The sequence below is a fragment of the Streptomyces sp. NPDC091272 genome (genome assembly GCF_044757485.1).
GTDB lineage: Bacteria > Actinomycetota > Actinomycetes > Streptomycetales > Streptomycetaceae > Streptomyces.
In genome coordinates this window covers 175,582-200,718 of sequence record NZ_JBIVVC010000004.1, presented here as the reverse complement: position 1 = coordinate 200,718, position 25,137 = coordinate 175,582, and the positions used below count along the sequence as shown (strand labels likewise).

Genomic DNA, 25,137 nt, shown 5'->3' with positions numbered 1-25,137 from the left:
GGCGGGTGTCAGGCGCGGGCGCTCGCGCTCTCGGCCTCGTCGGCGTCGGCCTCGTCGGCAGAGGCGTCCACGGGCTCCTGGGCGGCGGCCGCCGCCGCGCAGTGGTCGGCGAGCCAGCCGGGGAAGCCGGTCAGGTCCGCCAGAACCACGTCCGCGCCCGCCTCCCGCAGCGCCTGCGCACCGTAGGGGCCCGTGGTCACCGCGACCGAGAGCGCGTCTGCCGCGCGTGCGCCCCGCACGTCGCCGAGGTGGTCCCCCACGTAGACGCTCGCCCCGTGCTCGCGCAGGGCGAGCGCCTTGCCCTCCGCCCACACGTTGCCGACGACGGCGTCCACGTCCAGGCCCAGGTGCGCGAGGTGGAGCTTGGCGTTGGGCTCCCACTTGCCGGTGACGACGACGGTCCGCCCGCCCGCGGCCCGTACCGCCTCCAGTGCCTCGCGGGCGCCGGGCAGCGCGGTGGTGGGCTCGATCGCGTACGTGGGGTACAGCGCGCGGTAGCGGTCCGCGGCCTCCTCGACCCGGTCCGCGGGGAACCAGTTGGCGATCTCGTCCTCCAGCGGCGGGCCGAGCCGGGTGACGACCAGGTCGGCGTCGATCGGCACCCCGGTCTCGGCGGAGAGCTGCTGGTAGGCGGCGCGGATGCCGGGCCGCGAGTCGATCAGGGTCATGTCGAGGTCGAAGCCGACGGCGAGGCCGGGGACGAGGGATTCGGTGGTGGTCATGACTGCCATTGTGCAGGGACCGCCGGGGCCGCCGAAGGCCCGTCCGAGCACCCGCCCGACCGCGGACACCCACGCGCCGGACGCCCCGCCGGCCCTCCCGTCGACTCCACCCGGGGCCGTCCCGCCGGCCCTCCTGTCGACTCCCCCGGGCCGTCCCGCCGGCCCTCCTGTCGACTCCCGCGGGCCGTCCCGCCGGGTGGTCCTGGCCGGACGGGGCCCGGACGATCATTGGCCGGATCTGGCCGTTCCCGGGCGGGCGCCCCGGCTACTGCTCGTACGGCACGCTGCCTCGCGCGGCGGGGTTACCGGCCGAGCCTGCGGGCCCGCCACACCAGGTAGAGCGCCGTGACGACGGCCGCCGTACGCAGCAGGACCGGCCAGAGGCCGATGATCGCGTCGTTGAGCGCGCCCTCGACCTGCGTGGACAGCGGCGGGCCCCAGCGTCCGTCCGTACGCCCCCACAGCCAGACCACCCCGCCGACCGCGACCAGGCCCGGCAGCCCGAGGACGGCCCACTTGGCCTCGGTGCGGCTGAGCCTGCGGGAGAAGTACGCCAGGAACCAGCCGCCGCCGAGAACCAGCACATTGCCCAGTACGGCCCCCGTGATCAGCAGCACGGCCGCCAGGAGCAGGAACGGACTGCCGCGCGGGATGAACGCCGCGCGTACCGGCGCCGCCACGACCTCGGCCTCGACCACGGCCGCCCGGGGCCGACCGCGCAGCCGGCGCCACAGCCGGCGGCCCCCGGCCGGGCGCCCGCCGTCCTCGTCCTCGTAATCCCCCTCTTCCTCTTCCTCATCCTCGTCCCGGTCCTCGTCCTCGTTCTCGTCGTCCTCCGGCGGGGGCTTGAGTATCTCGGGGATCTCCACGCCGCCGGTGAAGCCGGGTACGGAGGTGCCGAGGCCGCCGAAGGGGCCTGGTTCGGTGCGCCACCAGTCGGCCTCGCCGTCACCGAGTTCGTCGCGGCCGGCGAGGTGCGGGGCGGACGGCCCGGAGAGCGGCCACGACTCCTTGCCCGGCCGCCCCCGGGGCTCCTTCTCGAAGCCGACGGGGGCCTCGGGGCCCCGCTCCCGCTCCGGCTCCCGGCCGCGCGCCGTGCCCGGGTCCGGTTCGGTGCGCCGCTGCCGGGGGACCCTCCGTGACGTGCGCGAGGACAGCACCGCCTCGACGCCCCCGCCGCCCGCAGCCTCGACGACCTCGTCCGGCGTGCCGAGCCGACCGAGGATGCGCTGCACGGTGGCCGCGCTGTCCGGGCCGCCGATCGCCTTCGACCGCTGCCGGTCGATCTCGCCGCGCAGCGCGGCCACCAGGCGCATGCGGTCGCCGGAGTTCAGCTGGTGCTGCTGGGCCAGGTCGCCGACCCGGCTCAGATAGTCGAACACCAGTTGGTCGCTCTCGATACCCACGACGTCCGTCCCCTGCGTGTGCTGTGCCGTTGCGTCCCGGCTCTCGTACCCCACAAGTGCACTCCGGCTACGCGCAGTTGCCGACCGGCACCGCACCGACGTTAGCGCCTGCCGCCGGGCCGGGGCCCGTGCAGGGGCTAACGTGGGGCGGATGGGGACCAGCGAGCGCGACCTGGAGGCGCACGTGCCCGAAGGAAACACCACCGGTGGGACGACTGCCGGGACCACGACCGACGGCCCGACCGGCCCGTACGGCACCGCCACGCCGCGCACCGGCACGCCCGGTGCCACCGCCCCCGCATCCGGTGCCGCCGCGCCCCCGCGAACCCTCGCCGAGGACCTGCGCACCCGGGACGACAGCTCGCTGGCCGCGCTGCTGCGGGCCCGGCCCGACCTGCTCTCGCCGGTGCCGGGGGACGTGGGCCTGCTGGCCACCCGGGCCGGCACCAGGGCCTCCGTGGTGCGCGCCCTGGAGCGGCTCGACAAGTTCGCACTGCAGACCGCCGAGGCCCTCGCCGTGGCTCCCGACCCGGCTACGTACGACATGCTGCGCGCCCTGATGACCGGTGACGAGGGCGCCCCCGCCACCGAGGCCGCGCTGCCGGACGCCGTCCGGGTGCTGCGCGAACAGGCCCTGGTCTGGGGCGCGGACGACCGGCTCCGCCTCGTGCGCACCGCGCGCGAACTCCTCGCGCCTTCCGCCACGCACCCCTCCCCCACCGGCCTCGGCCCGACCGTCGCCGAGGCGACCACCGGGATGTCGCCGACCAGGCTGCAGGGCATCCTGGCGGCGGTCGGACTGTCCACCACGCACGACCCGGTGTCGGCGGTGCACGCGCTGACCTCGCTCTTCACCGACCGGTCCCGGATGGACGCGCTGCTCGACCACGCGCCGTCCGAGGCGCTGACCGTGCTCGACCGGCTCGTCTGGGGGCCGCCGTACGGCGAGGTCAGCTCGGACCCGACGCCGCCGGTGCGCTGGCTGCGCGACCACGGTCTGCTGCTGCCGACCAGCGCGCGCACGGTCGTACTGCCCAGGGAAGCCGCCCTGCACCTGCGCGCGGGACGCACCCACCACACCACCGAACCGTCCCCTCCGCAGCTGGTCACCGCCTCCGCGCACGCGCAGAAGATGGTCGACCTGACGGCGGCGGGACAGGCGTTCACGGCGCTGTCGACGGTCGAGGACCTGCTCAAGGAGTGGGACAGGGGCGGCCCCGCGGTACTGCGTTCCGGCGGCCTGAGCGTGCGCGACCTCAAGCGCACGGCGGCGGCGATGGACCTGCCCGAGCCGACGGCCGCGTTCTGGCTCGAACTCGCGTACGCGGCCGGGCTGCTGGCATCCGACGGCGAGGCGGACGAGCGGTACGCCCCCACGCCCGCGTACGACGAGTGGCTGGACCTGCCGCCGCAGGACCGCTGGTCCCGCCTCGCCGCCACCTGGCTGCGCGGCACCCGCACGGCGGGGCTGATCGGCAGCCAGGACGCCAAGGGGCGCACGCTGTCCGCGCTCGGCCCGGACCTGGACCGCTCCTCGGCCCCCGAGGTGCGCCGCCGGGTGCTGGCGCTGCTCGCGGACCTGCCGGAAGGCACCGCCCCCGACCCGGAATCCGTACTGGCCCGGCTCCACTGGGAGCGCCCCCAGCGGGGCGCCACCGGTGAACTCCGGACCCGCGTGGCGCTGTGGACCCTGGCCGAGGCGGAACAGCTGGGCGTCACGGGCCGCGGCGCGCTGTCGGCACACGGCCGGGCACTGGCGAGCCTGCCGGCGCCGGGTCCGGCCGGCACCACGACGACCACGGGGGGTTCACCCACCGAGGCCGGCACCACGACGATCACGGGGAGTTCACCCGCCGAGGCCGGTACCCCGACGACCGCATGGAACTCGCCCACCGCCGTCCCGAACGCGCCCACCGAGTCCGGTACCCCGCACCCGCCCTCGGTTGCCCAGGCCCCCACCGAGTCCGAGGCGGCCGCGGCCGCGTTGCGGGCCGCCGTCCTGCTCGCGCCGCTCATCCCCGAGCCCCTCGACCACGTGCTCCTCCAGGCCGACCTGACCGCCGTCGCCCCCGGCCCCCTCCAGCGGCCCCTCGCCGCGATGCTCTCGGTGCTCGCCGACGTGGAGAGCAGGGGCGGCGCGACGGTCTACCGGTTCACGCCCGGTTCGGTGCGCCGGGCACTGGACTCCGGGCAGGCGGCAGCCGACCTGCACGCCTTCCTCTCGGCACACAGCCGCACCCCGGTCCCCCAGCCGCTCAGCTATCTGATCGACGACGTGGCCAGGCGGCACGGGCACCTCCGGGTGGGCGCGGCCACCGCCTACGTGCGCTGCGACGACGACGCCGTACTCGGTGAGATCCTCGCCGACAAGCGCTCCGCCGGCCTCGGCCTGCGCCGGCTCGCCCCCACGGTGCTGGCCGCCCGCACCGACCCGGCCACGCTCCTGGACGGGCTGCGTTCGATGGGCTTCGCGCCCGCCGCGGAGTCGGCGGCCGGGGACGTACTGATCACGCGGGCGGACGCGCACCGCACCCCGGCGCGCACCGCACCGGCGCCGGTGCCGGAGGGACCGCACGTACCCGACGAGACCCTCCTCGGTGCGGCGCTGCACGCGATCCGCGCGGGCGACATGGCCGCGAACGCCGTACGCAAACCCGTCGCGTTCGCTTCCGCCTCCGCGTCCGGTCCTGCCTCGGGCGAGGCCGGGGCAGCGGTGCCCGGCGCGCTTCCCCGTACGTCGTCCGCCGAGACCCTCGCCACCGTCCAGGCCGCCGCCATGACCGGCTCCGCGCTCTGGATCGGCTACGTCAACGCGGACGGGGCGGCGAGTCAGCGCGTCATCGCCCCGGTCCGGGTGGAGGGCGGCTTCGTCACCGCCTACGACCACACGGCGGACCAGGTGAAGACGTACCCCCTGCACCGGATCACGGGAGTGGCGGAACTGGCGGACGACCCCGCCTAGCCCGCCCGCCCGCCCCCACACTGTCCGCTACTTCATCGGTACGGGGCCGAGGGCTACTTCTTCGGTACGGGGCCCAGCGCGTCCGGCGCCGCGCCCGGCCGCGCCGCCCACTTCGTGGCCAGTCGCTGCTTCAGTCCCGGCCGGGGCTTGCTCGTGGGCGCCGTCAGCGGGTCCGAGGTACGCCCGCCGGCGTGCACCGGCTCCGGGTCGGCCGCGGGCTCCACGGGCTCCACCGCCGGCACCTCCCGGTACCGCTTCCGGTGCACCACGCGTCCCAGCCGCCGCCCCAGCACCAGGTAGCCGATCAGCGCGCCTGCGGTGTTCATGATCACGTCGTCGACGTCGAAGGCCCGCCCGGTGACGATCGCCCCCTGCGCCAGCTCCACCAGCACGATCACCACGACCGTCATCAGCAGCATCCGCACGAACCGCCAGCGCCTGGCCCCCAGGACCGGCAGCAGCACGCCGAACGGCACGCCGAGCAGGACGTTCCCGCCGACCTGCTTGCACGCGGCGAGGAAGCTGTAGTCCTGCGCGTACTGCCGCAGCGAGTCCCCGGGTTTCAGATTGCTGTGCACGAGCCCCTCGGATGCGGGCGACGGCTCCAGCGTCAGCTTCGCCAGGACGACGGAGAAGGCGACCAGCACCAGGAACGCCAGCACGATCAGGGCCCCACGCAGCAGGACCCAGGTCCACAACGGACGCGGTTGCTCTTCGCTCGTGGCGTTGCGTTCGGCTGTCATGGCGTGTCGCTTACCCCCTGAACCGCCGTACTCACCCGGCCGTCACCCGGCACTCACCGGGTGCGCTTGCGCGCGTACGGCACACTGGAGGTTTGACCGCACGCGGAAGGACTCACGGCGTTGAACGGACCCCTCATCGTCCAGAGCGACAAAACGCTCCTCCTCGAAGTCGACCACGACCGGGCTGACGCCTGCCGTCGTGCCATCGCGCCGTTCGCGGAGCTGGAGCGTGCGCCCGAGCACATCCACACCTACCGGCTGACCCCGCTGGGCCTGTGGAACGCGCGGGCCGCGGGCCACGACGCCGAGCAGGTCGTCGACGCGCTCGTCGAGTTCTCGCGCTACCCGGTGCCGCACGCGCTGCTGGTGGACGTCGCCGAGACGATGGCCAGGTACGGGCGGCTCACCCTCTCCAAGCACCCGGTGCACGGCCTGGTGCTGACCTCCACCGACCGCCCGGTCCTGGAGGAGATCCTCCGTTCCAAGAAGGTGCAGCCGCTGGTCGGCGCCCGGCTCGACCCGGACACGGTCGCCGTGCACCCCTCCGAGCGCGGTCAGATCAAGCAGACGCTGCTGAAGCTGGGCTGGCCCGCCGAGGACCTCGCGGGGTACGTGGACGGCGAGGCGCACCCGATCGAGCTGGCCGAGGACGGCTGGTCGCTGCGCCCGTACCAGAAGCAGGCGGTGGAGGGCTTCTGGCACGGCGGCTCGGGCGTCGTCGTGCTGCCCTGCGGCGCGGGCAAGACCCTGGTCGGGGCGGGTGCGATGGCCGAGGCGAAGGCCACCACCCTCATCCTCGTCACCAACACCGTCTCGGCCCGCCAGTGGAAGCACGAGCTGGTCAAGCGGACCTCCCTGACCGAGGACGAGATCGGCGAGTACAGCGGTACCCGCAAGGAGATCCGGCCGGTCACCATCGCGACCTACCAGGTACTGACGACCCGCCGCAAGGGCGTCTACCCGCACCTGGAGCTGTTCGACTCGCGCGACTGGGGCCTGGTCATCTACGACGAGGTGCATCTGCTGCCCGCGCCGGTCTTCAAGTTCACCGCCGACCTCCAGGCCCGCCGCCGGCTGGGTCTGACCGCCACGCTCGTACGGGAGGACGGCCGCGAGTCGGACGTCTTCTCACTCATCGGGCCCAAGCGCTTCGACGCCCCGTGGAAGGAGATCGAGGCGCAGGGCTACATCGCCCCGGCGGACTGTGTGGAGGTACGGGTCAACCTGACCGACTCCGAGCGGCTCGCCTACGCGACGGCCGAGGCGGAGGAGAAGTACCGCTTCTGCGCGACGACGGCGACCAAGCGCAAGGTGACGGAGGCACTGGTCGCCAAGCACAAGGGCGAACAGACCCTCGTCATCGGCCAGTACATCGACCAGCTCGACGAGCTGGGCGAGCACCTGGACGCGCCCGTCATCAAGGGCGAGACGTCGAACGCCCAGCGCGAGAAGCTCTTCGACGCGTTCCGCACGGGCGAGCTGAGCGTGCTGGTGGTCTCCAAGGTCGCCAACTTCTCGATCGACCTGCCGGAGGCGACGGTCGCCATCCAGGTGTCGGGCACGTTCGGCTCGCGGCAGGAGGAGGCACAGCGGCTCGGCCGGGTGCTGCGCCCGAAGGCCGACGGGCACGAGGCCCGCTTCTACTCGGTGGTGGCGCGCGACACCATCGACCAGGACTTCGCGGCACACCGCCAGCGCTTCCTCGCGGAGCAGGGTTACGCGTACCGGATCGTGGACGCGGACGACCTGCTGGCGGAGGAGCAGGGACCGCAGTCGGCGTAGCGGGGAGCGGGGGGACGGCGGGCGCGGCGCGCCGGAGCTCGTACGGATGGCCTCGTACGGGGCTGCCCCGGCCCGGCCCCGCTCAGTTCTCGGAGCGGGACTCCGACGGTGTCCGCTTGCGCGGTTCCGGCATCGAGCGGCGGACCGGCTCGCCCGTGGCCGGCGGTGCGGCGCCGTCGGCCACCGTCCGGCCGTCCCGCAGCCGCCACGCCAGCCAGCCCAGCAGCACCAGCCCGACCATCGGGTACGGCGACAGCGCCGGCTGCTGCCACCACGGCAGCTGGACGTCGAGGTCGCCCTTGTGCGGGATGACCCAGAAGCTGCGGCAGGTGAAGAGGAACGCGACCACGGCGACCGTACGGAAGCGGCGCTCGGCCAGCAGCAGGGCGAGCAGGGGCACGCACCACACCCAGTGGTGCGACCAGCTGATCGGTGAGACCAGCACCATGGTGACCGCGACGGCCACGATGCTCCACTCCGGCATGCCCGCGCGCACCGCCCGGCGGGCGATCCACAGCCCGGCGAGTCCGACGACGGCGGCGCACCCGAACCACACCACCCCCGGTTCCATGGTGTGCAGCCCGCGCGCAAGCAGCCCCTGCAGGGACTGGTTGTCGACGATCCACACCTTGCCGACCCGGCCGGTCTCGAACATCCGCCGGGTCCAGAAGTCGAGGCTCGCGGCGGGCAGCACGAGGATGCCGAACAGGACGGTGGCGACGAAGGAGGCGAGGGCGGTCAGCCCGTTCCGCACCTTGCCGGTGACCAGCAGATGGACGATGAAGATCGCCGGGGTGAGCTTGATGCCGGCGGCGACGCCGAGCGCGACACCCTTGCCGAGGGAGCCCTTGGGCCGGGTGAGGTCCCACAGCACCAGGCACGCCAGGGCGAGGTTGATCTGCCCGAACACGAACGTCTGGAAGACCGGCTCCAGCCAGATCGCGAAGGCGGTCGCGGCGGTGATCAGCTCGGGCCGCCTCGGCAGCTTGGCGAACCGCCAGGACAGCCGCACCAGGAGGGCGAGCAGGGCCAGGTTCCCGACGAAGAAGCAGATCTTCATGGCGGTGACCGGCAGCCAGGTCGTCGGCACGAAGAGGATCGCCGCGAACGGCGGATAGGTGGCGGGCAGCTTCCACTCCGTCGTCACGAAGTCGTAGAGACTCGTGCCGTTGACGACGGCCTGTCCCTCGGCCCGGTAGACGAGGGTGTCGCCCAGCGGGATGCGTGCCACCACGAAGAGGGTGGTGAGCGCGGCCAGCGAAACAACCAGCAGCACCCGGGCGGCGAGCAGGGCACGCGGGTGGACCGCACGGGGCCCCCCTTGCGCGGGGCGGCGGGAGCTCACGCGGGCGGTGGCGGCGCGGGCATTTTCGGTCCGGTCAGTCGTCACGACGGCAAGACTATGAGGCGCGAGCCCGCAGAACCACGCGCGTGGGAACGGAGGTACGCATCGGCGACGCCGAAAAGGGCGATTGCCGGGGGCACGATCGGCGATTGCCGAGGGCACGATCCGGGCCCCGCGAGACTTCCACGCCCGGGGCGGCGGCGGCGCGGATGGGCGGGCAGGCACGCTCAGGGCGGCAGGGCGGGCATGGCGGGGCAGGCACGCCCAGGGTGGCCACGGCGGGCAGGGCACGCGCCACGGTGGCAGGCACGCCAGGGGCGGCAGGGCGGGCAGAAACGCCCAAGGTGGCAGGACGGGCACTTCGGGCCGGGACGCCCAGGGTGGCCACAGCGGGCGGCGACCGCTGACCCCGTCTGCCTGAGCGGCGGACACCGCCTCCGGCGGCACCCGGCACGCTCAGCGGTCGCCGCTCATCCGGCCGGACGCCCACGCGTCACGCTCGTGTCGCCAGTCCTTGGGGCCCGGGATCATCGCCCGGGGGCCCGACGCGTGCTTCGTACGGGTCCCGCTCCCGTGCTCCGCCCCGTGATTCGTACGGGTCCCGCTCCCGTGCTCCGCCCCGTGATTCGTACGGGTCCCGCTCCCGTGCTCCGTCCCGTGATTCGTACGGGTCCCGCTCCCAGGGTCGTCAGCGGGCCGCACGTCCTCCTTCCACTCCTCCGCGTAGTCGCCGAGCAGGACCACCCCGACCGCCACCCCCGCGAAGATCCGGACCGCCCGGAGCGCGCGGGAGACGCGGTGCGGTTTGTCCGAGATCGCGGTGGCACCGGAGTGCCCGTGGTCCGCGGCGCGGACTCCTGCCATTCCTGCTGCTGCACCTGGGGTGAACGTCGCTGTACTCATGCATCCATCGTCGCTCTCACCCCTCCTCCGCACATCGGACCCCGGGTTGAACCAGGTCACCGTCGTCCTCCACCCGCAGGCTGAGCCGCCCCCCGAAACTCAACCCCTGGTCTTACGGGACCCACCGACGACTCACCCCCGGCCCCGTTCGCTCTCCCACGCCCCGATAACCATTCGCCACCCCCCTCCCCCGCCGCTACAATCGCCCGTCTGCCCGCCTCCCTCCCGTGGAGCGCGCCGTCCGGACGGAAACCGGCCGGCATCCAAGACGTGACTCCCGCCGAGCCGAGCCGCACACCCGGCCGTCCCGGTCCTCGCCCCGCGCCAGGACCCAGGACGCCGCAAGGAACCCGGCCGCCCGGCCCCCGCAGCCAGCCGGAGGCCCCACCGTGCCCGCGCACGACATCGATCCCGCGTCCCCCGCCGACCCCCTCTCCCGGGAACGCGCCCACCTTTCCGCGTCCCGCTCCGCCCTGCGCGCGATGCGCGAGGACGTCGAGAACCTGGACATCACGGACGTCACCGCGAACTGGGTCAACGCCGTCGTCCTCACCGCCCAGATCGAGGACCGCATCAAGGCGCTCGCGGACCTCTCGCACACCCCGCTGTTCTTCGGCCGCCTGGACTACCTGCACGTCGTCGGCGCCGACCAGGCCGAGGGGAGCGCCGGTGAACGCTTCTACATCGGCCGCCGGCACGTCCACGACGCCGAGGGCGACCCCATGGTCATCGACTGGCGCGCCCCCGTCTCCCAGCCCTTCTACCGCGCCTCCAAGAAGGACCCGCAGGACGTCGGCCTGCGCCGCAGGTTCGGCTACACCGCGGGCGAACTCACCGCGTACGAGGACGAGCACCTCTCCGACGCCTCGGAGACCGAGCAGACCAGCAAGCTGCTCCAGGCGGAGATCGAGCGCCCCCGCGTCGGCCCGATGCGGGACATCGTCGCGACGATCCAGCCCGAGCAGGACGAGATCGTGCGCGCCGGCCTCTCCGGCTCCGTCTGCGTCCAGGGAGGTCCGGGTACCGGTAAGACCGCCGTCGGCCTGCACCGGGTCGCCTATCTCCTCTACGCGCACCGCGAGCGGCTGGCCCGTACCGGCACCCTCGTCATCGGCCCCAACAGGTCCTTCCTGCACTACATCGAGCAAGTTCTCCCCGCACTGGGCGAGTTGGAGGTCAAGCAGGCGACGGTCGACGACCTCGTCACGTCGGGGGACGGCGCGGGCATCGAGATCCGCGGCACGGACGGGGCCGCGGCGGCCGTCATCAAGGGCGACGCCCGGATGGCGGAGGTGCTGCGCCGCGCCGTCCGCTCGCACGTGACGATGCCGACCGAGCCGCTGATGGTCGTACGGGGCTCCCGGCGCTGGCGGGTCGCGGCGTACGAACTTGAGTCTCTCGTCGAGGAGTTGCTCGCCCGGGACATCCGGTACGGCGCCGCCCGCGAGGCCCTGCCGCAGCGCATCGCGCACCAGATCCTGGTACGGATGGAGGAGTCGGGCGAGGCACCGGACGACCGCGTGCAGGACGCGGTGGCTCGCAACCCGGCCGTGAAGGCGGCCGTCAAGGCGATCTGGCCGCAGGTCGACCCGGCGAAGCTCGTCCTGCGACTGCTCGCCGATCCCGCCTTCCTCGCCGAGCACGCGGCGGGGCTGCTGAGCGACGCAGAGCAGGCCGCCGTCGTCTGGGCGAGGCCCGCCCGTTCGCCGAGGTCGGCAAAGTGGTCGGCGGCGGACGCCGTGCTGATCGACGAGGCCCGCGACCTCGTCGCACGTACGCACTCGCTCGGCCATGTCGTGGTCGACGAGGCACAGGACCTCTCACCGATGCAGTACCGGGCGGTGGGGCGCAGGTGCAGTACCGGCTCCGCGACGGTGCTCGGTGACCTGGCGCAGGGCACCACGCCCTGGGCCACCGGGAGTTGGGCGGAGGCGCTGACCCACCTGGGCAAGCCGGACGCACTGGTCGAGGAACTGACGGCCGGCTTCCGCGTGCCGCGTGACGTGATCGCGTACGCCTCGCGGCTGCTGCCGCACATGTCGCCGGGGCTCGCCCCGGTCTCCTCCGTACGGGAGAGCCCGGGGGCGATGTCCGTCGAACGGGTGCCGGAGGAGGCGGACTTGGCGCATGCGGTGGTGTCCGCCTGCGAGGAGGCACTTGTCCACGAGGGCTCGATCGGGCTGATCGCGGCGGACGCGCGCGTGCCGGAACTGGCCAAGGCGCTGGAGGCGGCGGGGCATGCGTGGCTGTCGCCGGGCGAGGAGACAACTGCCGAGTCCCGGCTGACACTTGTGCCGGCGTCGCTCGCCAAGGGTCTGGAGTACGACTACGTGGTACTCGACGAACCGGCGGCGATCGTCGCCGCGGAGCCGGACGAGCGGACGGGGCTGCGCAGGCTGTACGTCGCCTTGACCCGAGCGGTCTCGGGCCTCACGATCCGCCACAACACACCACTGCCGCCGGCCTTGCACCCCTGACCCTCCCCGGCCTCCCTCGGGCAGCGGGGCCGCCCCTCCGTCGCTACCTCCAGCTGCCTTGGGCAGCGGGGCCGCCCCTTCCCTCCCCGCGCTACCCCCAGCCCTCTTGGGCAGCGGGGCCGCCCCCCGGGGGCGGGACGGGTGGGCAAGGGGGCGGCCCCTCGCGCGGAGCGTGACCCTTCGCGTGCCCCCTCTCGCGACGTTTCCTTCGCGCGGGCGCGTCGTGGCTGATCGCGCAGTTCCCCGCGCCCCTAGGAGGTGCCCCCCGGGCGTGGGTGCAGGACATGCGGGCGCCTCGTGGCCAGGCGCGCAGTTCCCCGCGCCCCCAGGACGTGCCCCGGGCTACCGTGCCTCGTCCAGGACCGAGCGCCACTCCCCCACCGCCGACGCGGAGACCGCCTCCGCCCAGCCCCCCGGCCTCGCCGCCCCCCCGATGTGGAACGCGTTCACACCCGCCGCGCGCAGCACCGGCAGGTGCTCCAGGCGTAGGCCGCCGCCCACCAGGATCTCCGCCGCGTACCCCGGCTGACCCGCCCGTTCCGCCTCCGCGAGCAGCGTCGGCAGGCCCGTGTCGACGCCCTCCGCCGAGCCGGCCGTCAGGTACGTGTCCAGGCCCGGCAGGTCCGCCAGCTGCTTGCGGACCGCGTCCCGGTCGGCGGCCCTGTCGATCGCCCGGTGGAACGTCCACCGACACCCCTCCAGTTCCGCCACCAGCCGCTCCACCGCGACCAGGTCCGCGTGACCTTCCGCGTCCAGGAAGCCGAGCACGAACTCCTCGGCCCCCTCCGACCGCAGCGCCCGCGCGTCCTTGACCAGTGCTTCCACGTCGCCCGCCGCGAAACCGTCCGCCGACCGCAGCATCACCCGCAGCGGAATGTCCACGGCCGCGCGGATCGCGGCGAAGGTCTCGACGGGCGGTGTCAGCCCGTCCGCGGCCATGTCCGTGACCAGCTCCAACCGGTCGGCCCCGCCGGACTCGGCCGCGACCGCGTCCTCGGCATTGAGGGCGATCACCTCCAGAACTGCACGCTCACTCATGGGGTTCCGCTTCCTTCGCCATCGCCGACACGGGCACAGCCAACAGATATAGGTCTAGTCCAATATCAAGACTAGAGCCCCGGGCCCCCTCGCGCACCACCCACACACCACCCGCGCGCCACCCCACGAGGAAGCGTTCCACCTCGGGCCCGCCTCTGCGAGCCAGAAATACCCCCTGCGGGTACCCGAGAACCTCTTGCTTCACATGGGCCGGAGGGGTATACATGGCACGTGCCGATGGATACCCCCCAGGGGTACCCGCCCACCGACCCCGGGGAGTGGCCATGCCCGCCCGCACACCAACACCAGCACCCGCACCCACCACCCCCACCTCCCCCGCCCACGTCGAGCTCTCCATCGGCGGCATGACCTGCGCCTCCTGCGCCGCCCGCATCGAGAAGAAGCTCAACCGGATGGACGGCGTCGAGGCCACCGTCAACTACGCCACCGAGAAGGCGAAGGTCGTCTACGACCGCGCGAACACCGAGGTCGCCGACCTCGTCGCCACAGTCGAGAAGACGGGTTACTCCGCCGCGGCGCCCGCTCCCGTACCGCCCGAAGGCCCTCCCGAGGGAGCGGCCCGAGCAGCGGACGACACCGAGCCGGCCGATCCCGCCCTCGTCTCCCTCCGACAGCGTCTGATCACCGCCACCGTCCTCGCCGTCCCCGTGGTGGCGATGGCGATGGTCCCGGCCCTCCAGTTCCAGTACTGGCAGTGGCTGTCCCTCACGCTGGCCGCGCCCGTCGTCACGTACGCCGCCTGGCCCTTCCACCGCGCCGCCTGGACCAACGCCCGGCACGGTGCCGCGACCATGGACACGCTGGTCTCCGTCGGCACGTCGGCGGCGTTCCTCTGGTCGCTCTGGGCGCTGTTCTTCGGCATGGCCGGCATGCCCGGCATGACGCACCCCTTCGAGCTGACGATCGCCCGCAGCGACGGCGCCGGGAACATCTACCTGGAGGCCGCCGCCGGTGTCACCGCGTTCATCCTGGCGGGCCGCTACTTCGAGGCCCGATCCAAGCGCAAGGCAGGTGCCGCACTGAAGGCCCTGCTCGAACTCGGCGCCAAGGACGTCACCGTCCTGCGCGACGGCGAAGAGGTCACCGTCCCCACCCGGGACCTGGCGGCAGGTGACCGCTTCCTCGTACGGCCCGGGGAGAAGATCGCCACGGACGGCACCGTCGTCGAGGGCACTTCGGCTGTCGACGCCTCGATGCTGACCGGCGAGTCCGTACCGGTGGAGGTCGGCGTCGGGGACGCCGTCACCGGAGCCACCCTCAACGCCGGCGGCCGGCTGGTCGTCGAGGTCACCCGGGTCGGCGCCGACACCCAACTGGCCCGGATGGCCCGGCTCGTGGCGGACGCCCAGAACGGAAAGGCCGCCGCCCAGCGCCTCGCCGACAAGATCTCCGCAATCTTCGTCCCGGTCGTCATCGCCCTGGCCCTCGGCACGCTCGGCTTCTGGCTCGCCAGTGGCGCGGGGCTGACCGCCGCGTTCACCGCCGCCGTCGCCGTCCTGATCATCGCCTGCCCCTGCGCCCTCGGCCTGGCCACCCCGACCGCGCTCATGGTCGGCACCGGGCGCGGCGCCCAGCTCGGCATCCTGATCAAGGGACCCGAGGTCCTGGAATCCACCCGCAAGGTGGACACGGTCGTGCTCGACAAGACCGGCACCGTCACCACCGGCCGCATGACGCTGCTCTCCGTCCACACCGCCCCCGGCGTCCAGGAGAACGAAGTACTGCGCCTGGCCGGTGCGTTGGAGAACTCCTCGGAGCACCCGATTGCCCGCGCTGTCGCCGCCGGCGCCGTCGAGAGGGTCGAGAGGACCGGCAAGCTCCCCACCCCCGAGGACTTCGCATCCGTCCCCGGCCTCGGCGTCCAGGGCGTCGTCGAGGGCCACGCCGTCCTGGTCGGCCGCGCCAAGCTCCTCGCCGAATGGTCCATGGCCCTGCCCGCCACCCTGGAACGCGCCAGGGCGGAGGCCGAGGCGGCGGGCCGTACCGCAATCGCCGTCGCCTGGGACGGCGAGGCCCGCGCCGTCCTCACAGTGGCCGACGCGGTCAAGGACACCAGCCCGGAGGCAATCCGCAGGCTGCGGGCCCTCGGTCTCACGCCCATCCTGCTGACCGGCGACAACAAGGCCGTCGCCGAGGCGGTCGCCGCGGAGGTGGGCATCGACCGGGTCATCGCCGAGGTCATGCCGCAGGACAAGGTCGACGTCATCAAGTCACTTCAGGCGGAGGGCCGTTCGGTCGCCATGGTCGGCGACGGGGTCAACGACGCCGCCGCGCTCGCCCAGGCCGACCTGGGCCTGGCGATGGGCACCGGGACGGACGCCGCGATCGAGGCGGGCGACCTCACTCTGGTACGGGGCGACCTGCGCGCCGCCGCGGACGCCATCCGGCTCGCACGGCGCACCCTGACCACCATCAGGTCGAACCTGTTCTGGGCCTTCGCCTACAACGTGGCCGCACTGCCCCTGGCCGCGATGGGCCTGCTCAACCCGATGATCGCGGGAGCGGCGATGGCCTTCTCCTCGGTCTTCGTGGTCGGCAACAGCCTGCGGCTACGGAACTTCAAGGCGGTGTGAGGGGCGGGCAACCGCCGCGCGGGCGAGGGGACAGGCCACGGAGGCCCCCCCTGCGCCCGCACCTGCACGCCCGCGCTTACACGCCCGCACCTTCACGCACGCGCTTGCACCTGCACGCCCACGCTTACACGCATGCACCTTCACGCCCGCGCTTCACCGAACGTGCCCCCTCACCGAACGCGCCCCCTTACCGGAAGAACACCAGCTCCGCCTCCGTCACCCCGCTCAGCTCGTACCGGGATCCGGCCAGCGGGCGGTTCGCGTACAGCCGCATCAGCGTCGCGGCGTCCCCGACGTACACCGCGGCCCCCTCGCCCGCCCCCTCGCCCGCCCCCTCGCCCGCACCCTCGTGCACCCCGAGCCGCACCGTGCCGCGATCCCCCAACTCCGCGGTCAACGCAGGTGACTTGCGTACGTACGTCAGATGCGCGAGAAGCTCCAGCGCGGGCCCGACGCTCCTGCCGCCGTACGCACCACCCACCCGCCAGGCCTCGCGTACGTCGCCCGAGTGCAGGTACTCGCCGAGTGCGATCGCGTCCAGCGCGCCGTCCGTGCGGTCCGCCAGTACCGCGCCCGCCTCGGCGAACCCCCGGTCGAGCTCGTCGATCAGGCGGGTGAGGGGCCAGTCCGCGCGTTCGGCGATGTCCCGGTCGTTGGACGCGGGCGAGAAGACACCCTCCTCCTGGCACCGGCCGGTGAGCACCCGGTCCAGCGCCGCGGCACAGTGGGCGACCACGTGCCGCACCGTCCACCCGGGGCAGCAGGTCCGCACCGAGAAGTAGTCGTCGGTGGCGCGCGACCTCAACAGCCTCACGAACTGCTCCCGTTCGGCCAGCAGCAAGCGCTCCGGGAGTCGCGGGTCGCGCACTCCTGCACCGTCACCGGTCGTCATCCCTGTAGCCATGCGTTCACGCTAGGGCCTCTCCCGCGGACCACGCAGGTCCCGCGCACGATCCGGCCGGAAAGGGCCGGGGCCGACCGGCCTCACTCGTCGACGGTGGTGTCCCGCCCGACCTTCTCCCAGGCCCGCACCTCGTCCCGTACGGCCTCCGCGTGGGAGAGCACCGCGTCCACCGCGTCCCCGCCCAACGGGAGCCGCAGCGGCGTCACTTCGGCGTCGAGCGCGAGGCGGATGGCCCATGCGGCCTTCGCCGGGTCGCCCGGCTGGGTCCCGTCGCCCGACGCGATCATCTGCCGGGTCGCGCCGACCGTCTCCGCGTACGCCGGGTGCTCCGCGCTCACACCCGCAGCCCCGCCGCCGAACAGCCCGGTCCTGAACGCTCCCGGCTCGACGACCAGCACCTTGATCCCGAACGGGGCGACCTCGGCAGCCAGTGCCTCGCTCATGCCCTCCAGGGCGAACTTCGTCGCGCTGTACGCCCCGAACCCGGCGAAGGACAGCTGCCCGCCCATGCTGCTGAGCTGCACGATCGCCCCGGACCGCCGCTCACGCATGTGCGGCAGCACGGCGCGTATCAGAGCCGCGGGACCGTAGAAGTGCACCTCGAACAGCGACCGCAGCTCCGCGTCGGTGGTCTCCTCGACGGCGCCGACGTGCGTGCGTCCCGCGTTGTTTACCAGCACGTCGATGCGTCCGTGCCGGTCGATCACGTCGGCCACGAGGCCGTCGATCCCGGCGATGTCGGTGACGTCAAGGCGCACCGCGTCGACCTGACCGGGGTGCGCTGCGACCAGGTCGTCCAGCGTCCCGGTGCGACGGGCCGCCGCGACGACCGTGTCACCGGCGGCGACGGCGGCCTCGGCGATCGCCCTCCCGAAACCGCTGTTGGCACCGGTGATCATCCAGACCTTGCTCATACCGACTCCCCATTCCTCCTGCGGGCCTCCGTACGAGGACCCCGAAGACTCACGACGTTGACTGCCCTGACTGCTCTGACTGCTCTGACTGCCCGTACTTTGTGCTCCCGGGACCTCTGCGAGCCGTTTCTCTCTGCCCGCCCTCAGAACCTTCGCCGACCCCGCCCGCTTCCGTCCAAGACCTTCGGTGATAACCATCGGCTATGGATGTACACACCCGAGATCTGCGCTACTTCCTGGCGGTGGCAACGGAGTTGAACTTCACACGCGCCGCGGAGTCCCTCTTCGTCTCGCAGCCGGCCCTCAGCAAACAGATACGCCAGCTGGAACGGACTCTGGGCGCCGACCTGTTCGTACGGGACCGCCGCGAGGTACGCCTGACAGCGGCGGGGGAGTCGCTACTGCCGCACGCGCACCAGACGCTCACGGCGTGGCAGTTGGGCACCAACGCCCTGGCCGCCCTGCGTAGCGCGACCGCCACAGTCCTGCACATCGGCATGAGCACCAGCCCGGGGCGCGGCGGCCTGCTGCCGGCGATCCGCTCCCGGTTCACCGCGGAACACCCGGAGGCCTCGCCCTCGTTGCGGCAGGTCGACTGGTCGGACCCGACGGCGGGCCTCGCCGACGGCAGCAGCGACGTGGCCTTCGTCTGGCTCCCGCTGCCGGAGCCGTCCCGTTACGCCCACCTGGTCCTGGCCGAGGAGCCCCGGCTGGTCGCCCTCCCCACGCACCACCGCCTGGCGGACCGCATCTCGATCGACTTCACCGAGCTCCTCGACGAGCCGTTCCTGGCCCTGCCGCCCTCGGCGGGCCCGCTCCGCGACTACTGGCTGGCCACGGACGCGCGTGACGGCGCGCCGCCGAGGGTCGGGGCGGTGGTGGCGGGCCCGGACGAGACGTACGAGGCGTTGGTCGCGGGGCAGGGGGTGGTCCTGGTCGCGACTGGCAACGCGTCCCTGATCCTGCGCGGCGACGTGATCACGATCCCGGTCGTGGGCATCACCCCGTCGCGGTTCGCCCTGGCGTGGCGCAAGGACGACACCCGCCCCCTGGTCCGCGCGTACGCCAGGGCGGCCCAGCTGTCCCGGGGCGGCGGAACGACGACAGGCTGACCGGACGGAAGCCGCCCCCCGGCTGCGGATCGGACTTCGCGGGCCCCGTTCCGGCCCCGCGCCCCGTCCGACACCCCAGCCGGGTAGCCCACCACGTCGCGGGCGGTCCGGCGCGGCACACTTGAACCCATGACGAAGAGGTACGCGCCGCAAGCCGCGGACACGGAGGACGGGGCGCAGCGCGCGGCGGAGGCCGCGGCTGCGACCGAATCGAGGGTCGCCGCGGCCGGGGCCGAAGCGGAGCCCGAGACGAGGGCCGACGCGACCGCAGCCGAAGCGCAGCCCGAGACGAAGCCCGCCGCCAAGGCCGCCGCCGGTGCCGAGTCGAAGCCCGCCGACGCCGGGGACACCCCCACCACCCCTGACGCCACCGCTGCCCCGGCCCCCTCCGTGTCCGCGTCCGCATCAGCTACCCCGACCCCCTTCGACACCGAGGACCTGCGCCGCCGCTGGGCGGCCACCATCAAGGCCGCCCGAGCCGTCGACGCGACCGGCCCCACCCACACGGCCGACCCGACCACCACCTCCGGCCCGACCACCACCTCCGACCCGACCACCACCTCCGACCCCACCCCATACGCAGAGAACCTCCTCAAGCGCTGGTCAGAGCCGCAACGCCACTACCACACCCCCACCCACCTGGCCGCGGTCCTGGCGCATCTCGACACTCTCGCCGACCACGCCGCCGATCCGGACCTGGTCCGCCTGGCGGCCTGGTTTCACGACGCGGTGTACCACCCGGAGCGCGACACCAACGAGGACCGCTCCGCGCGGCTCGCGGAACGCGCACTCCCGGAGCTCGGCCTCTCCGCCGCCGCCACGGCCGAGGTGGCGCGACTGGTCCGCCTGACCACGACCCACGACCCGGACCCGGACGACAGCAACGGCGAGGCCCTCTGTGACGCGGACCTGGCGATCTTGGCCGCCGCTCCTGAGGAGTACGCGGCCTATGCGTCCTCGGTCCGCGACGAGTACGCCTTCGTACCGGATCCGGACTTCCGCAGGGGCCGTGCCGCAGTACTGGGCCAACTCCTCGCCCTGCCCCGCCTGTTCCGCACCCCGCACGGCATCAGGCAATGGGAGGAGGCCGCCCGCCACAACCTCACGACGGAACTGACCCTGCTGTCGGCGTAGGGGCGGGCCGCGCGCGGCTCTCCCGGCATTCGACGGTAGCTAGTGGTGCCACGGCAGCCGCACAAGATATCGCGGGACTCCCCTGCGGCCCAGCCCAGGTCGGCGTGGGGTGAGCTGCTCATCCCCGCAGCGTAGAAACCGCCTCGCTGCCCCTACGAGCCTCCTTCCGTCGCCTCCATCGCGGCCCGCTCCTCCGCGCTGCGCAGCACACAGAACTCGTTGCCCTCGGGGTCCGCGAAGACGACCCAGCCGCCCCCGCCCGGTTCGCGGTGATCGCTCACGAGCTTCGCGCCGAGTGCCACGTAGCGCTCCACCGCGTCGTCCCTGTGCCCGTCGGGCTGGAGACACAGGTGTACGGGGTTCTTGCCGGTCTTCCCGGCGCCGCCCGGTTGCCGCTCAGGGACCTCGGCGAAGAAGAGGTGCAGCCCACCGGGCATCATGACGCGCGCCGTGGAGTCCCCCGGCCGGTCCGCCTCGTCCAGCGGATGTCCGACGACCCGGCTCCAGAACTCCGCCAGCCGGTAGGCGTCCCCGCAGTCGAAGTTGACGTTGAACACACTCGCGCCCATCACCCCTCGCCTTCCTGCCCAACTCGTTGCCGTCCGCGTGCCCGGGAGGGCCTACCCGGCCACCGACACAACACCCCCGCCGGCCCCTCCCCTATCGCGGAGCGATCCGTACCACCCGCGCCGGGGAGTCCAGCCACACGTACTCCCCACCCGAGGTCACACTCAACCCGGCGCGGTCCCGGCCCGGACGTCCCAGCCGGCCCCACTCGCGGTGTGCCTCCTCCACCTCGTCCCACAGCCTTCGCGGTCCGAACTGCCCCACCGCATAAGCCTCTTGCTCGGGTGCGTACTCCACTGCCGCCCAGGACGTCCGGTCGTCCGCCAGCACCCACAGGGTCGCCTCGCCGCTCCCGTCGGCGGCGTCGACGAGCAGGTACCAGGCGTCGGTCAGCCCGAGGCCCACCCAGAACAACGCGTCGGCGTCGGCGCACAGTTCGCGGGGCGAGAGCCGGGTGCGGGACTCGTCCTCCTCACCGCGGTGGTGCAGGAAGTCGGCAAGGTAGCCGCGCTCCGGCCGCCTGTTCCTGCTGCGCATGAAGGCCGGGTAGCCGCTGAACCGCCCCCGGGCGACCGGCCCGCCCCCGGCCCCCGCCACCACGTCCAGTGTCACGAACGAGTGCGGGAAGAAGCTCCCGCCCCAGGGCGCGACGATCCGCCCGCCGGGCATCACGCTCTGCTCGACCCAGGCGTACGGGACGGCCGGCACGGCGTACGTGGCGATCACCCGGTCGTACGGGGCCGCCAGGGGCCACCCCGCATCGCCGTCGCCGCAGACCACTTGCGGGGTGAACCCGGCAGCAGCCACGTTCTTCGCCGCCTGCGCCGCGAGTCCCGGGTCCTTCTCCACGGACGTCACCCGCTCACCGCCCACCCGGCAGGCCAGCCACGCCGCGTGATAGCCGGTGCCGGCCCCGAGCTCCAGCACTCGGTGCCGGTCCCGTACGTCCAGCAGCCCGAGCATCTCCAGCATCAGCGACGGCATCGAACTGGAGGAGGTCGGGAGCCGGTACGCACCGGCCCGCTCCGCCGCCTGGCGGCCGTCGTTCACCTGGGTGACCAGCGACTGATCCTCATAGACGGCGGCCAGCCACGCTTCCGGTTCCTGCGCCCGCGAGACAACCCGCTCGGGCGTCTCGATCACCGCCGGCAGAAAATCCTCGCGCCGCACTGCGGCAACCACCTCCTGCCAGTCACCCACCAGCACGCCCTTCTCACGAAGTACGGTCACCAACTCCTCGGGAGAACTCACCTCCGCGCCTCCACTCACTTCTTCGGCGGGTTCTGGACGGGCTTGCTCCACTGCCCGTCCGACTCCTTCGGCGACTGCTGCTTGTCCCCGTCGGACCCGGCCTTCCCGTCTCCGTGCTTGCCCATGCGGATCACGCCGCCGTGCGGGTGATTCCGAAGCTCGACGTCCGCGTCCGTCACCGCGGAGTAGTCGTGCACGCTCCGAGCCTGCTGCCGCTGCCGAACCAGAGCGGCGCACACGTCGCAGTCGGGCGCGGGCGTTGGCGCCCTCATCGGTAGCTCCAGGTGGACCGGCCGGTCCAGGGCGGTCATCGCAGTCGCGCCGCGCCTGGTACGTGAATTCTGCTTCATGTTCAACCCTCTACCTTTGGACCGATCGGATTCCTCTGAAGTCTCCGCACAGAATCGGAGAACTTCCAGAGCGATTCCCGAAAAGGAATAGATAGGTCACCGGTAGGCGGAGGACCAAGCGCGAAGGAGCCGACGCGCATCCTCGCCGAATACCGCTAATTCCTCGTACTGTGCGAACACGGCCAAGTGCTCACGTACGTCACGCGCGTCTCGGAAAGTCATGCGCCCGGTGAAGTTCTCGGCCGTCACCAGCCAGTCGTCGTAGACCGTGAATGTGTTCATCGGACCGCGCGGGAATACGATCCCCAATGGCAGGAGGCCGATGCGCAGGTTCGCCAGGCGCGACAGGTCGACCAAGTGATCGATCTGGGCCGCCATCTCCGGTGGGGAAACCGTCGCCCATCGCACTGCTTGTTCGGTCAGCAGAAAGGTGAATGCCTTGGACGTATCGAGAAGGACAGCCTGGCGTTCTATCTTTCGGGCAACGGTCGGAGAAACGTCTCCTGGCGAGTGCGTCAGACTCGCTCGAATGTACTCAGGCGTCGCGAGCAAACCAGTGATCATAGCTGGCAGGAAATATCGCAGGGCTACAGCCTGTTCCTCCAGACTTGCCAGTTCAGTCTGTCTTTTCTCCAGACCCCGGCGCCAGGACGAGCGCTTGTTCTGCCACTCAGTGTTCGCCACGCGGGCCAGCGAGGTGATTTCTGCGACCAAGTCGGCAGGTACTTCCAAGGCCCGCAGAATGCGCTCGACATCGACCAGCTTCGGGGTGCTGCGTCCCGTTTCGAACTTGCTGATCTGAGACTGCGACATGTTGCAGCGCCTGGCGAGCCGATCCCCCGTGAGACCGGCTGCTACCCGCAGGCTGCGCAGCCGCTCAGCCAAGTCCTGGCGACACTGGTCGAGTTGACCGGGTTCAAACGTCAAGCGTGCTCTCTCAGATACTGCTGGAACGGTATCGACGATGCGAGGGCGACTCGCTTCCATTCACGGTACGGCGCCAACTCGCCTTCATGGCAACGTCGGTCGATCTGAGTCCCGTCCGCACGGAAGCGCAACTGCACCAACCGCTCCTCGTCGAAGAGCCACCAGTCGACGCCGCCGAGCGGCAACCCCCGGTCCTCGTCCGTCACGTCGAGTATCCGGATGTCCTCGCCGGCCGCGATGTTCCCAGGGATACCCCAGGCGAACTGGTAGCGCTGGTAGTCCGTAAGGGGCTGTGTGACCACGCGCACGCGTCCCACTCGTCGACCCGAGGCGGTGTAGTTACGCACACGCTCGTGCCAGCGCGCGTTGTGATCAGCGGGTTTGGGTTCTCCCCGCAGGAATCTCGCCACGTTCTCCGCCTCGCTGGGCATCGTGTACGTGGGCTGAGCCTCGAACCGCCACGCCTCCCGCTGGAAGGAGTCGAAGACCGCACGCCATGCGTCACCATCCAAGCGCACGGACCGCCTCCTTCAACACGTGCTCCGGGATCTCCACCAAGGCCTCGCCCACCGGCACGTCGAAGCCCTCATACCTGTCACCTTGGATCACCAACGTCCCGGTGCGCGTTCGCAGATACACGTTCGGACAGTCATCGTCGTCGCAGTTCGGTCCTCCGGGACTGCCGGTCAGCCGTGTCAGTTCGGTACGCGCCATGTGACTCCGCCTCTCGGGCCCATGAGTGAGCCGATCAGCACAACGCTACGAACTCCTCACCCAACGTGTCCACGGATGTGCGCCCGTATTCCCGTACTGGAATGAATCGCCAACCGCCGGCAGCACCCGCACCCACCCTCACCCCTGAGATTCGAGATCCCAGAGTCGAGACGCTTTCTCTGAGGAATGGATGGTGGGGTCTTACCCGACCACCCACCCCGGCCGCGTGCGCGTGCGTGCGGGCGGGCAGGCGCCCGCGAGGGGCTCAACTTGCCCAGGTCATATGTGAGATGACTTTTCGTGAGCGTGTCGCGACCACACGTGGTGACCGTGTACCGTGCGTCACAACAGAACGACCCCCGTGGGTGTTACCAGCACCACACAGGGGTCTGACCACCGAGATCGAAGAAGGCGATCCCCATGGCTGTTCAGCAGCTTAGTCCTGCCCCGCACGCGCCCGCGCACCCGATGGCCTCCCCCGGGTTCGGGAAGCAGTCGGCGCCTGATCAACAAGTCCGCAGCAAGGGTGACTTCGGCCATCTTGAGCTGCGCGAAGCCGCCATCGCCGGGTACATCGACCGGTTGCCCGACGGCGCCGACATCAGCATCAAGACGCTGGCCAGGGAGATCCCCGCCTACGGACAGACGGCCATCGCCACCGCCCTGCGCCAGCTCTCCGCCGCCGGTCATCTGCGGCGCTTCCGCGAGCCCCTGTGGGGTGCTGACGACACCGTCCGGTGGGTGCAGCGCACGTACTTCTCGCGGACCCAGCGGCCCGACGCCTGGTGGCAGTCCATGGTGCGGGGCGAGAGCACCGAGGAGACCGTGCCGTCCCGGGACGAGGGCGTGGAAGGGCGTGCGTACGCGGCGATGGTGCAGCTGTCGTACCAGGTACCCCAGTTGACGCTCTCCGAGGCCGCGTGCCAGGAGCTCGCCCCCTACGCCGCCGAATGGCTGCGGCGCGGCGCCTCCGAGGACCGGCTGCTGCGGGGGATCGGCCAGATCGTGCCCAAGGTCGTGCACAGCCCCTTCGCCTTCGTGCAGGCCAAGCTGATCAAGGAGCTGCCGCCCGAGCTGCCCGCACCGCGGCAGGGCGTACGGATCATGGAGTGCAGCGAGTGCGGCGTGGCCGGGCAGCCCGCCGCTCTGCCCGGCGGGCTCTGCCGGGTGTGCCGTAGCCGGCCGTACGTGCCCGAGGAGCGCGGGCTGCCCGCCGATGTCGTACGCGGAAAGGCCGACCGCATCCGGTACGAGCTGCGAGAACGCGCCCCCGTACGCCAATAGGTTCGCGT

21 protein-coding genes are annotated in these 25,137 nt (G+C 72.2%); 7 read left to right on the top strand and 14 right to left on the bottom strand.

Features of this window, described 5'->3' with window-relative positions:
* Positions 1-8 precede the first annotated feature (8 nt).
* Together ACIQM4_RS14025 and ACIQM4_RS14020 are read right to left on the bottom strand one after the other, a co-directional pair.
* The gene (locus ACIQM4_RS14025) at positions 9-722 is read right to left on the bottom strand and encodes an HAD family hydrolase (RefSeq protein WP_401590656.1); all 714 of its coding nucleotides are present in this window, start codon (positions 720-722) and stop codon (positions 9-11) included.
* 302 nt (positions 723-1,024) lie between these two features.
* Complete coding sequence (locus ACIQM4_RS14020) at positions 1,025-2,128, bottom strand: hypothetical protein (RefSeq protein WP_401590653.1); 1,104 nt, start codon at positions 2,126-2,128, stop codon at positions 1,025-1,027.
* Between the two features lie 151 nt (positions 2,129-2,279).
* On the opposite strand from ACIQM4_RS14020, the gene ACIQM4_RS14015 reads away from it, so the two are divergent.
* Positions 2,280-5,090, top strand: coding sequence for a helicase-associated domain-containing protein (locus ACIQM4_RS14015; protein ID WP_401590650.1), 2,811 nt, complete (start codon positions 2,280-2,282; stop codon positions 5,088-5,090).
* 53 nt (positions 5,091-5,143) lie between these two features.
* Here the strand turns inward: ACIQM4_RS14015 and ACIQM4_RS14010 are convergent, their stop codons facing one another.
* Positions 5,144-5,833, bottom strand: a complete 690-nt coding sequence (locus ACIQM4_RS14010) for a VanZ family protein (RefSeq protein WP_401590648.1) — start codon at positions 5,831-5,833, stop codon at positions 5,144-5,146.
* A 120-nt stretch (positions 5,834-5,953) separates the two neighbouring features.
* Here ACIQM4_RS14010 and ACIQM4_RS14005 point away from each other — a divergent pair, with 120 nt between their 5' ends.
* Complete coding sequence (locus ACIQM4_RS14005) at positions 5,954-7,615, top strand: DNA repair helicase XPB (protein WP_401590645.1); 1,662 nt, start codon at positions 5,954-5,956, stop codon at positions 7,613-7,615.
* Positions 7,616-7,697: 82 nt separating this feature from the next.
* On the opposite strand, the gene ACIQM4_RS14000 is transcribed toward ACIQM4_RS14005, so the two are convergent.
* Positions 7,698-9,005, bottom strand: a complete 1,308-nt coding sequence (locus tag ACIQM4_RS14000) for a glycosyltransferase 87 family protein (protein ID WP_401590642.1) — start codon at positions 9,003-9,005, stop codon at positions 7,698-7,700.
* Positions 9,006-9,416: 411 nt separating this feature from the next.
* Positions 9,417-9,863, bottom strand: a complete 447-nt coding sequence (locus tag ACIQM4_RS13995) for a hypothetical protein (RefSeq protein ID WP_401590639.1) — start codon at positions 9,861-9,863, stop codon at positions 9,417-9,419.
* A 389-nt stretch (positions 9,864-10,252) separates the two neighbouring features.
* Here ACIQM4_RS13995 and ACIQM4_RS13990 point away from each other — a divergent pair, with 389 nt between their 5' ends.
* Positions 10,253-12,340, top strand: a complete 2,088-nt coding sequence (locus ACIQM4_RS13990; protein WP_401590636.1) for a HelD family protein — start codon at positions 10,253-10,255, stop codon at positions 12,338-12,340.
* A gap of 342 nt (positions 12,341-12,682) precedes the next feature.
* Here the strand turns inward: ACIQM4_RS13990 and ACIQM4_RS13985 are convergent, their stop codons facing one another.
* Complete coding sequence (locus tag ACIQM4_RS13985; RefSeq protein ID WP_401590633.1) at positions 12,683-13,378, bottom strand: copper homeostasis protein CutC; 696 nt, start codon at positions 13,376-13,378, stop codon at positions 12,683-12,685.
* A gap of 284 nt (positions 13,379-13,662) precedes the next feature.
* Here ACIQM4_RS13985 and ACIQM4_RS13980 point away from each other — a divergent pair, with 284 nt between their 5' ends.
* Positions 13,663-15,972 (top strand): heavy metal translocating P-type ATPase, encoded by a 2,310-nt coding sequence (locus tag ACIQM4_RS13980; RefSeq protein WP_401590631.1) that lies wholly within the window; start codon positions 13,663-13,665, stop codon positions 15,970-15,972.
* 187 nt (positions 15,973-16,159) lie between these two features.
* Here ACIQM4_RS13980 and ACIQM4_RS13975 read toward each other — a convergent pair whose 3' ends face one another.
* Both ACIQM4_RS13975 and ACIQM4_RS13970 read right to left on the bottom strand, forming a co-directional pair.
* Positions 16,160-16,876 carry a maleylpyruvate isomerase family mycothiol-dependent enzyme gene (locus ACIQM4_RS13975; protein ID WP_401590629.1) on the bottom strand — a complete coding sequence of 239 codons (717 nt, stop codon included), beginning with the start codon at positions 16,874-16,876 and terminating at the stop codon, positions 16,160-16,162.
* Positions 16,877-16,956: 80 nt separating this feature from the next.
* The gene (locus ACIQM4_RS13970) at positions 16,957-17,790 is read right to left on the bottom strand and encodes an oxidoreductase (RefSeq protein ID WP_401590626.1); all 834 of its coding nucleotides are present in this window, start codon (positions 17,788-17,790) and stop codon (positions 16,957-16,959) included.
* A 203-nt stretch (positions 17,791-17,993) separates the two neighbouring features.
* Between ACIQM4_RS13970 and ACIQM4_RS13965 the strand changes: the two genes are divergently transcribed.
* Together ACIQM4_RS13965 and ACIQM4_RS13960 are read left to right on the top strand one after the other, a co-directional pair.
* Positions 17,994-18,902 (top strand): LysR family transcriptional regulator, encoded by a 909-nt coding sequence (locus ACIQM4_RS13965; RefSeq protein WP_401590624.1) that lies wholly within the window; start codon positions 17,994-17,996, stop codon positions 18,900-18,902.
* A 390-nt stretch (positions 18,903-19,292) separates the two neighbouring features.
* On the top strand, positions 19,293-20,036 hold the full coding sequence (locus tag ACIQM4_RS13960) for a hypothetical protein (RefSeq protein WP_401591404.1): 744 nt from the start codon (positions 19,293-19,295) through the stop codon (positions 20,034-20,036).
* A 152-nt stretch (positions 20,037-20,188) separates the two neighbouring features.
* Here ACIQM4_RS13960 and ACIQM4_RS13955 read toward each other — a convergent pair whose 3' ends face one another.
* From ACIQM4_RS13955 to ACIQM4_RS13930, 6 genes are all read right to left on the bottom strand, one after another.
* Complete coding sequence (locus ACIQM4_RS13955) at positions 20,189-20,605, bottom strand: VOC family protein (protein ID WP_401590622.1); 417 nt, start codon at positions 20,603-20,605, stop codon at positions 20,189-20,191.
* 91 nt (positions 20,606-20,696) lie between these two features.
* Complete coding sequence (locus tag ACIQM4_RS13950; RefSeq protein ID WP_401590619.1) at positions 20,697-21,833, bottom strand: methyltransferase domain-containing protein; 1,137 nt, start codon at positions 21,831-21,833, stop codon at positions 20,697-20,699.
* 35 nt (positions 21,834-21,868) lie between these two features.
* Complete coding sequence (locus ACIQM4_RS13945) at positions 21,869-22,204, bottom strand: hypothetical protein (RefSeq protein WP_401590617.1); 336 nt, start codon at positions 22,202-22,204, stop codon at positions 21,869-21,871.
* A gap of 96 nt (positions 22,205-22,300) precedes the next feature.
* Positions 22,301-23,131, bottom strand: coding sequence for a helix-turn-helix domain-containing protein (locus tag ACIQM4_RS13940; protein ID WP_401590614.1), 831 nt, complete (start codon positions 23,129-23,131; stop codon positions 22,301-22,303).
* Entirely contained in the window at positions 23,128-23,649 is a 522-nt protein-coding gene (locus ACIQM4_RS13935; protein WP_401590611.1) for a DUF6879 family protein, read from the bottom strand. Before ACIQM4_RS13935 ends, ACIQM4_RS13940 begins: the two co-directional genes overlap by 4 nt.
* On the bottom strand, positions 23,633-23,845 hold the full coding sequence (locus ACIQM4_RS13930; protein WP_401590608.1) for a hypothetical protein: 213 nt from the start codon (positions 23,843-23,845) through the stop codon (positions 23,633-23,635). The genes ACIQM4_RS13935 and ACIQM4_RS13930 overlap by 17 nt, the downstream gene beginning before the upstream one ends.
* 420 nt (positions 23,846-24,265) lie before the next feature.
* On the opposite strand from ACIQM4_RS13930, the gene ACIQM4_RS13925 reads away from it, so the two are divergent.
* Entirely contained in the window at positions 24,266-25,129 is an 864-nt protein-coding gene (locus ACIQM4_RS13925) for a hypothetical protein (protein WP_401590605.1), read from the top strand.
* Positions 25,130-25,137 lie beyond the last annotated feature (8 nt).

Bases quoted from the DNA above. Each gene is read 5' to 3' on its own strand.
- ACIQM4_RS14025 (WP_401590656.1), bottom strand. From the start codon at position 722: ATGACCACCACCGAATCCCTCGTCCCCGGCCTCGCCGTCGGCTTCGAC.
- ACIQM4_RS14015 (WP_401590650.1), top strand. From the start codon at position 2,280: ATGGGGACCAGCGAGCGCGACCTGGAGGCGCACGTGCCCGAAGGAAAC.
- ACIQM4_RS14010 (WP_401590648.1), bottom strand. From the start codon at position 5,833: ATGACAGCCGAACGCAACGCCACGAGCGAAGAGCAACCGCGTCCGTTG.
- ACIQM4_RS13995 (WP_401590639.1), bottom strand. From the start codon at position 9,863: ATGAGTACAGCGACGTTCACCCCAGGTGCAGCAGCAGGAATGGCAGGA.
- ACIQM4_RS13985 (WP_401590633.1), bottom strand. From the start codon at position 13,378: ATGAGTGAGCGTGCAGTTCTGGAGGTGATCGCCCTCAATGCCGAGGAC.
- ACIQM4_RS13980 (WP_401590631.1), top strand. From the start codon at position 13,663: ATGCCCGCCCGCACACCAACACCAGCACCCGCACCCACCACCCCCACC.
- ACIQM4_RS13975 (WP_401590629.1), bottom strand. From the start codon at position 16,876: ATGGCTACAGGGATGACGACCGGTGACGGTGCAGGAGTGCGCGACCCG.
- ACIQM4_RS13970 (WP_401590626.1), bottom strand. From the start codon at position 17,790: ATGAGCAAGGTCTGGATGATCACCGGTGCCAACAGCGGTTTCGGGAGG.
- ACIQM4_RS13965 (WP_401590624.1), top strand. From the start codon at position 17,994: ATGGATGTACACACCCGAGATCTGCGCTACTTCCTGGCGGTGGCAACG.
- ACIQM4_RS13955 (WP_401590622.1), bottom strand. From the start codon at position 20,605: ATGGGCGCGAGTGTGTTCAACGTCAACTTCGACTGCGGGGACGCCTAC.
- ACIQM4_RS13945 (WP_401590617.1), bottom strand. From the start codon at position 22,204: ATGAAGCAGAATTCACGTACCAGGCGCGGCGCGACTGCGATGACCGCC.
- ACIQM4_RS13930 (WP_401590608.1), bottom strand. From the start codon at position 23,845: ATGGCGCGTACCGAACTGACACGGCTGACCGGCAGTCCCGGAGGACCG.
- ACIQM4_RS13925 (WP_401590605.1), top strand. From the start codon at position 24,266: ATGGCTGTTCAGCAGCTTAGTCCTGCCCCGCACGCGCCCGCGCACCCG.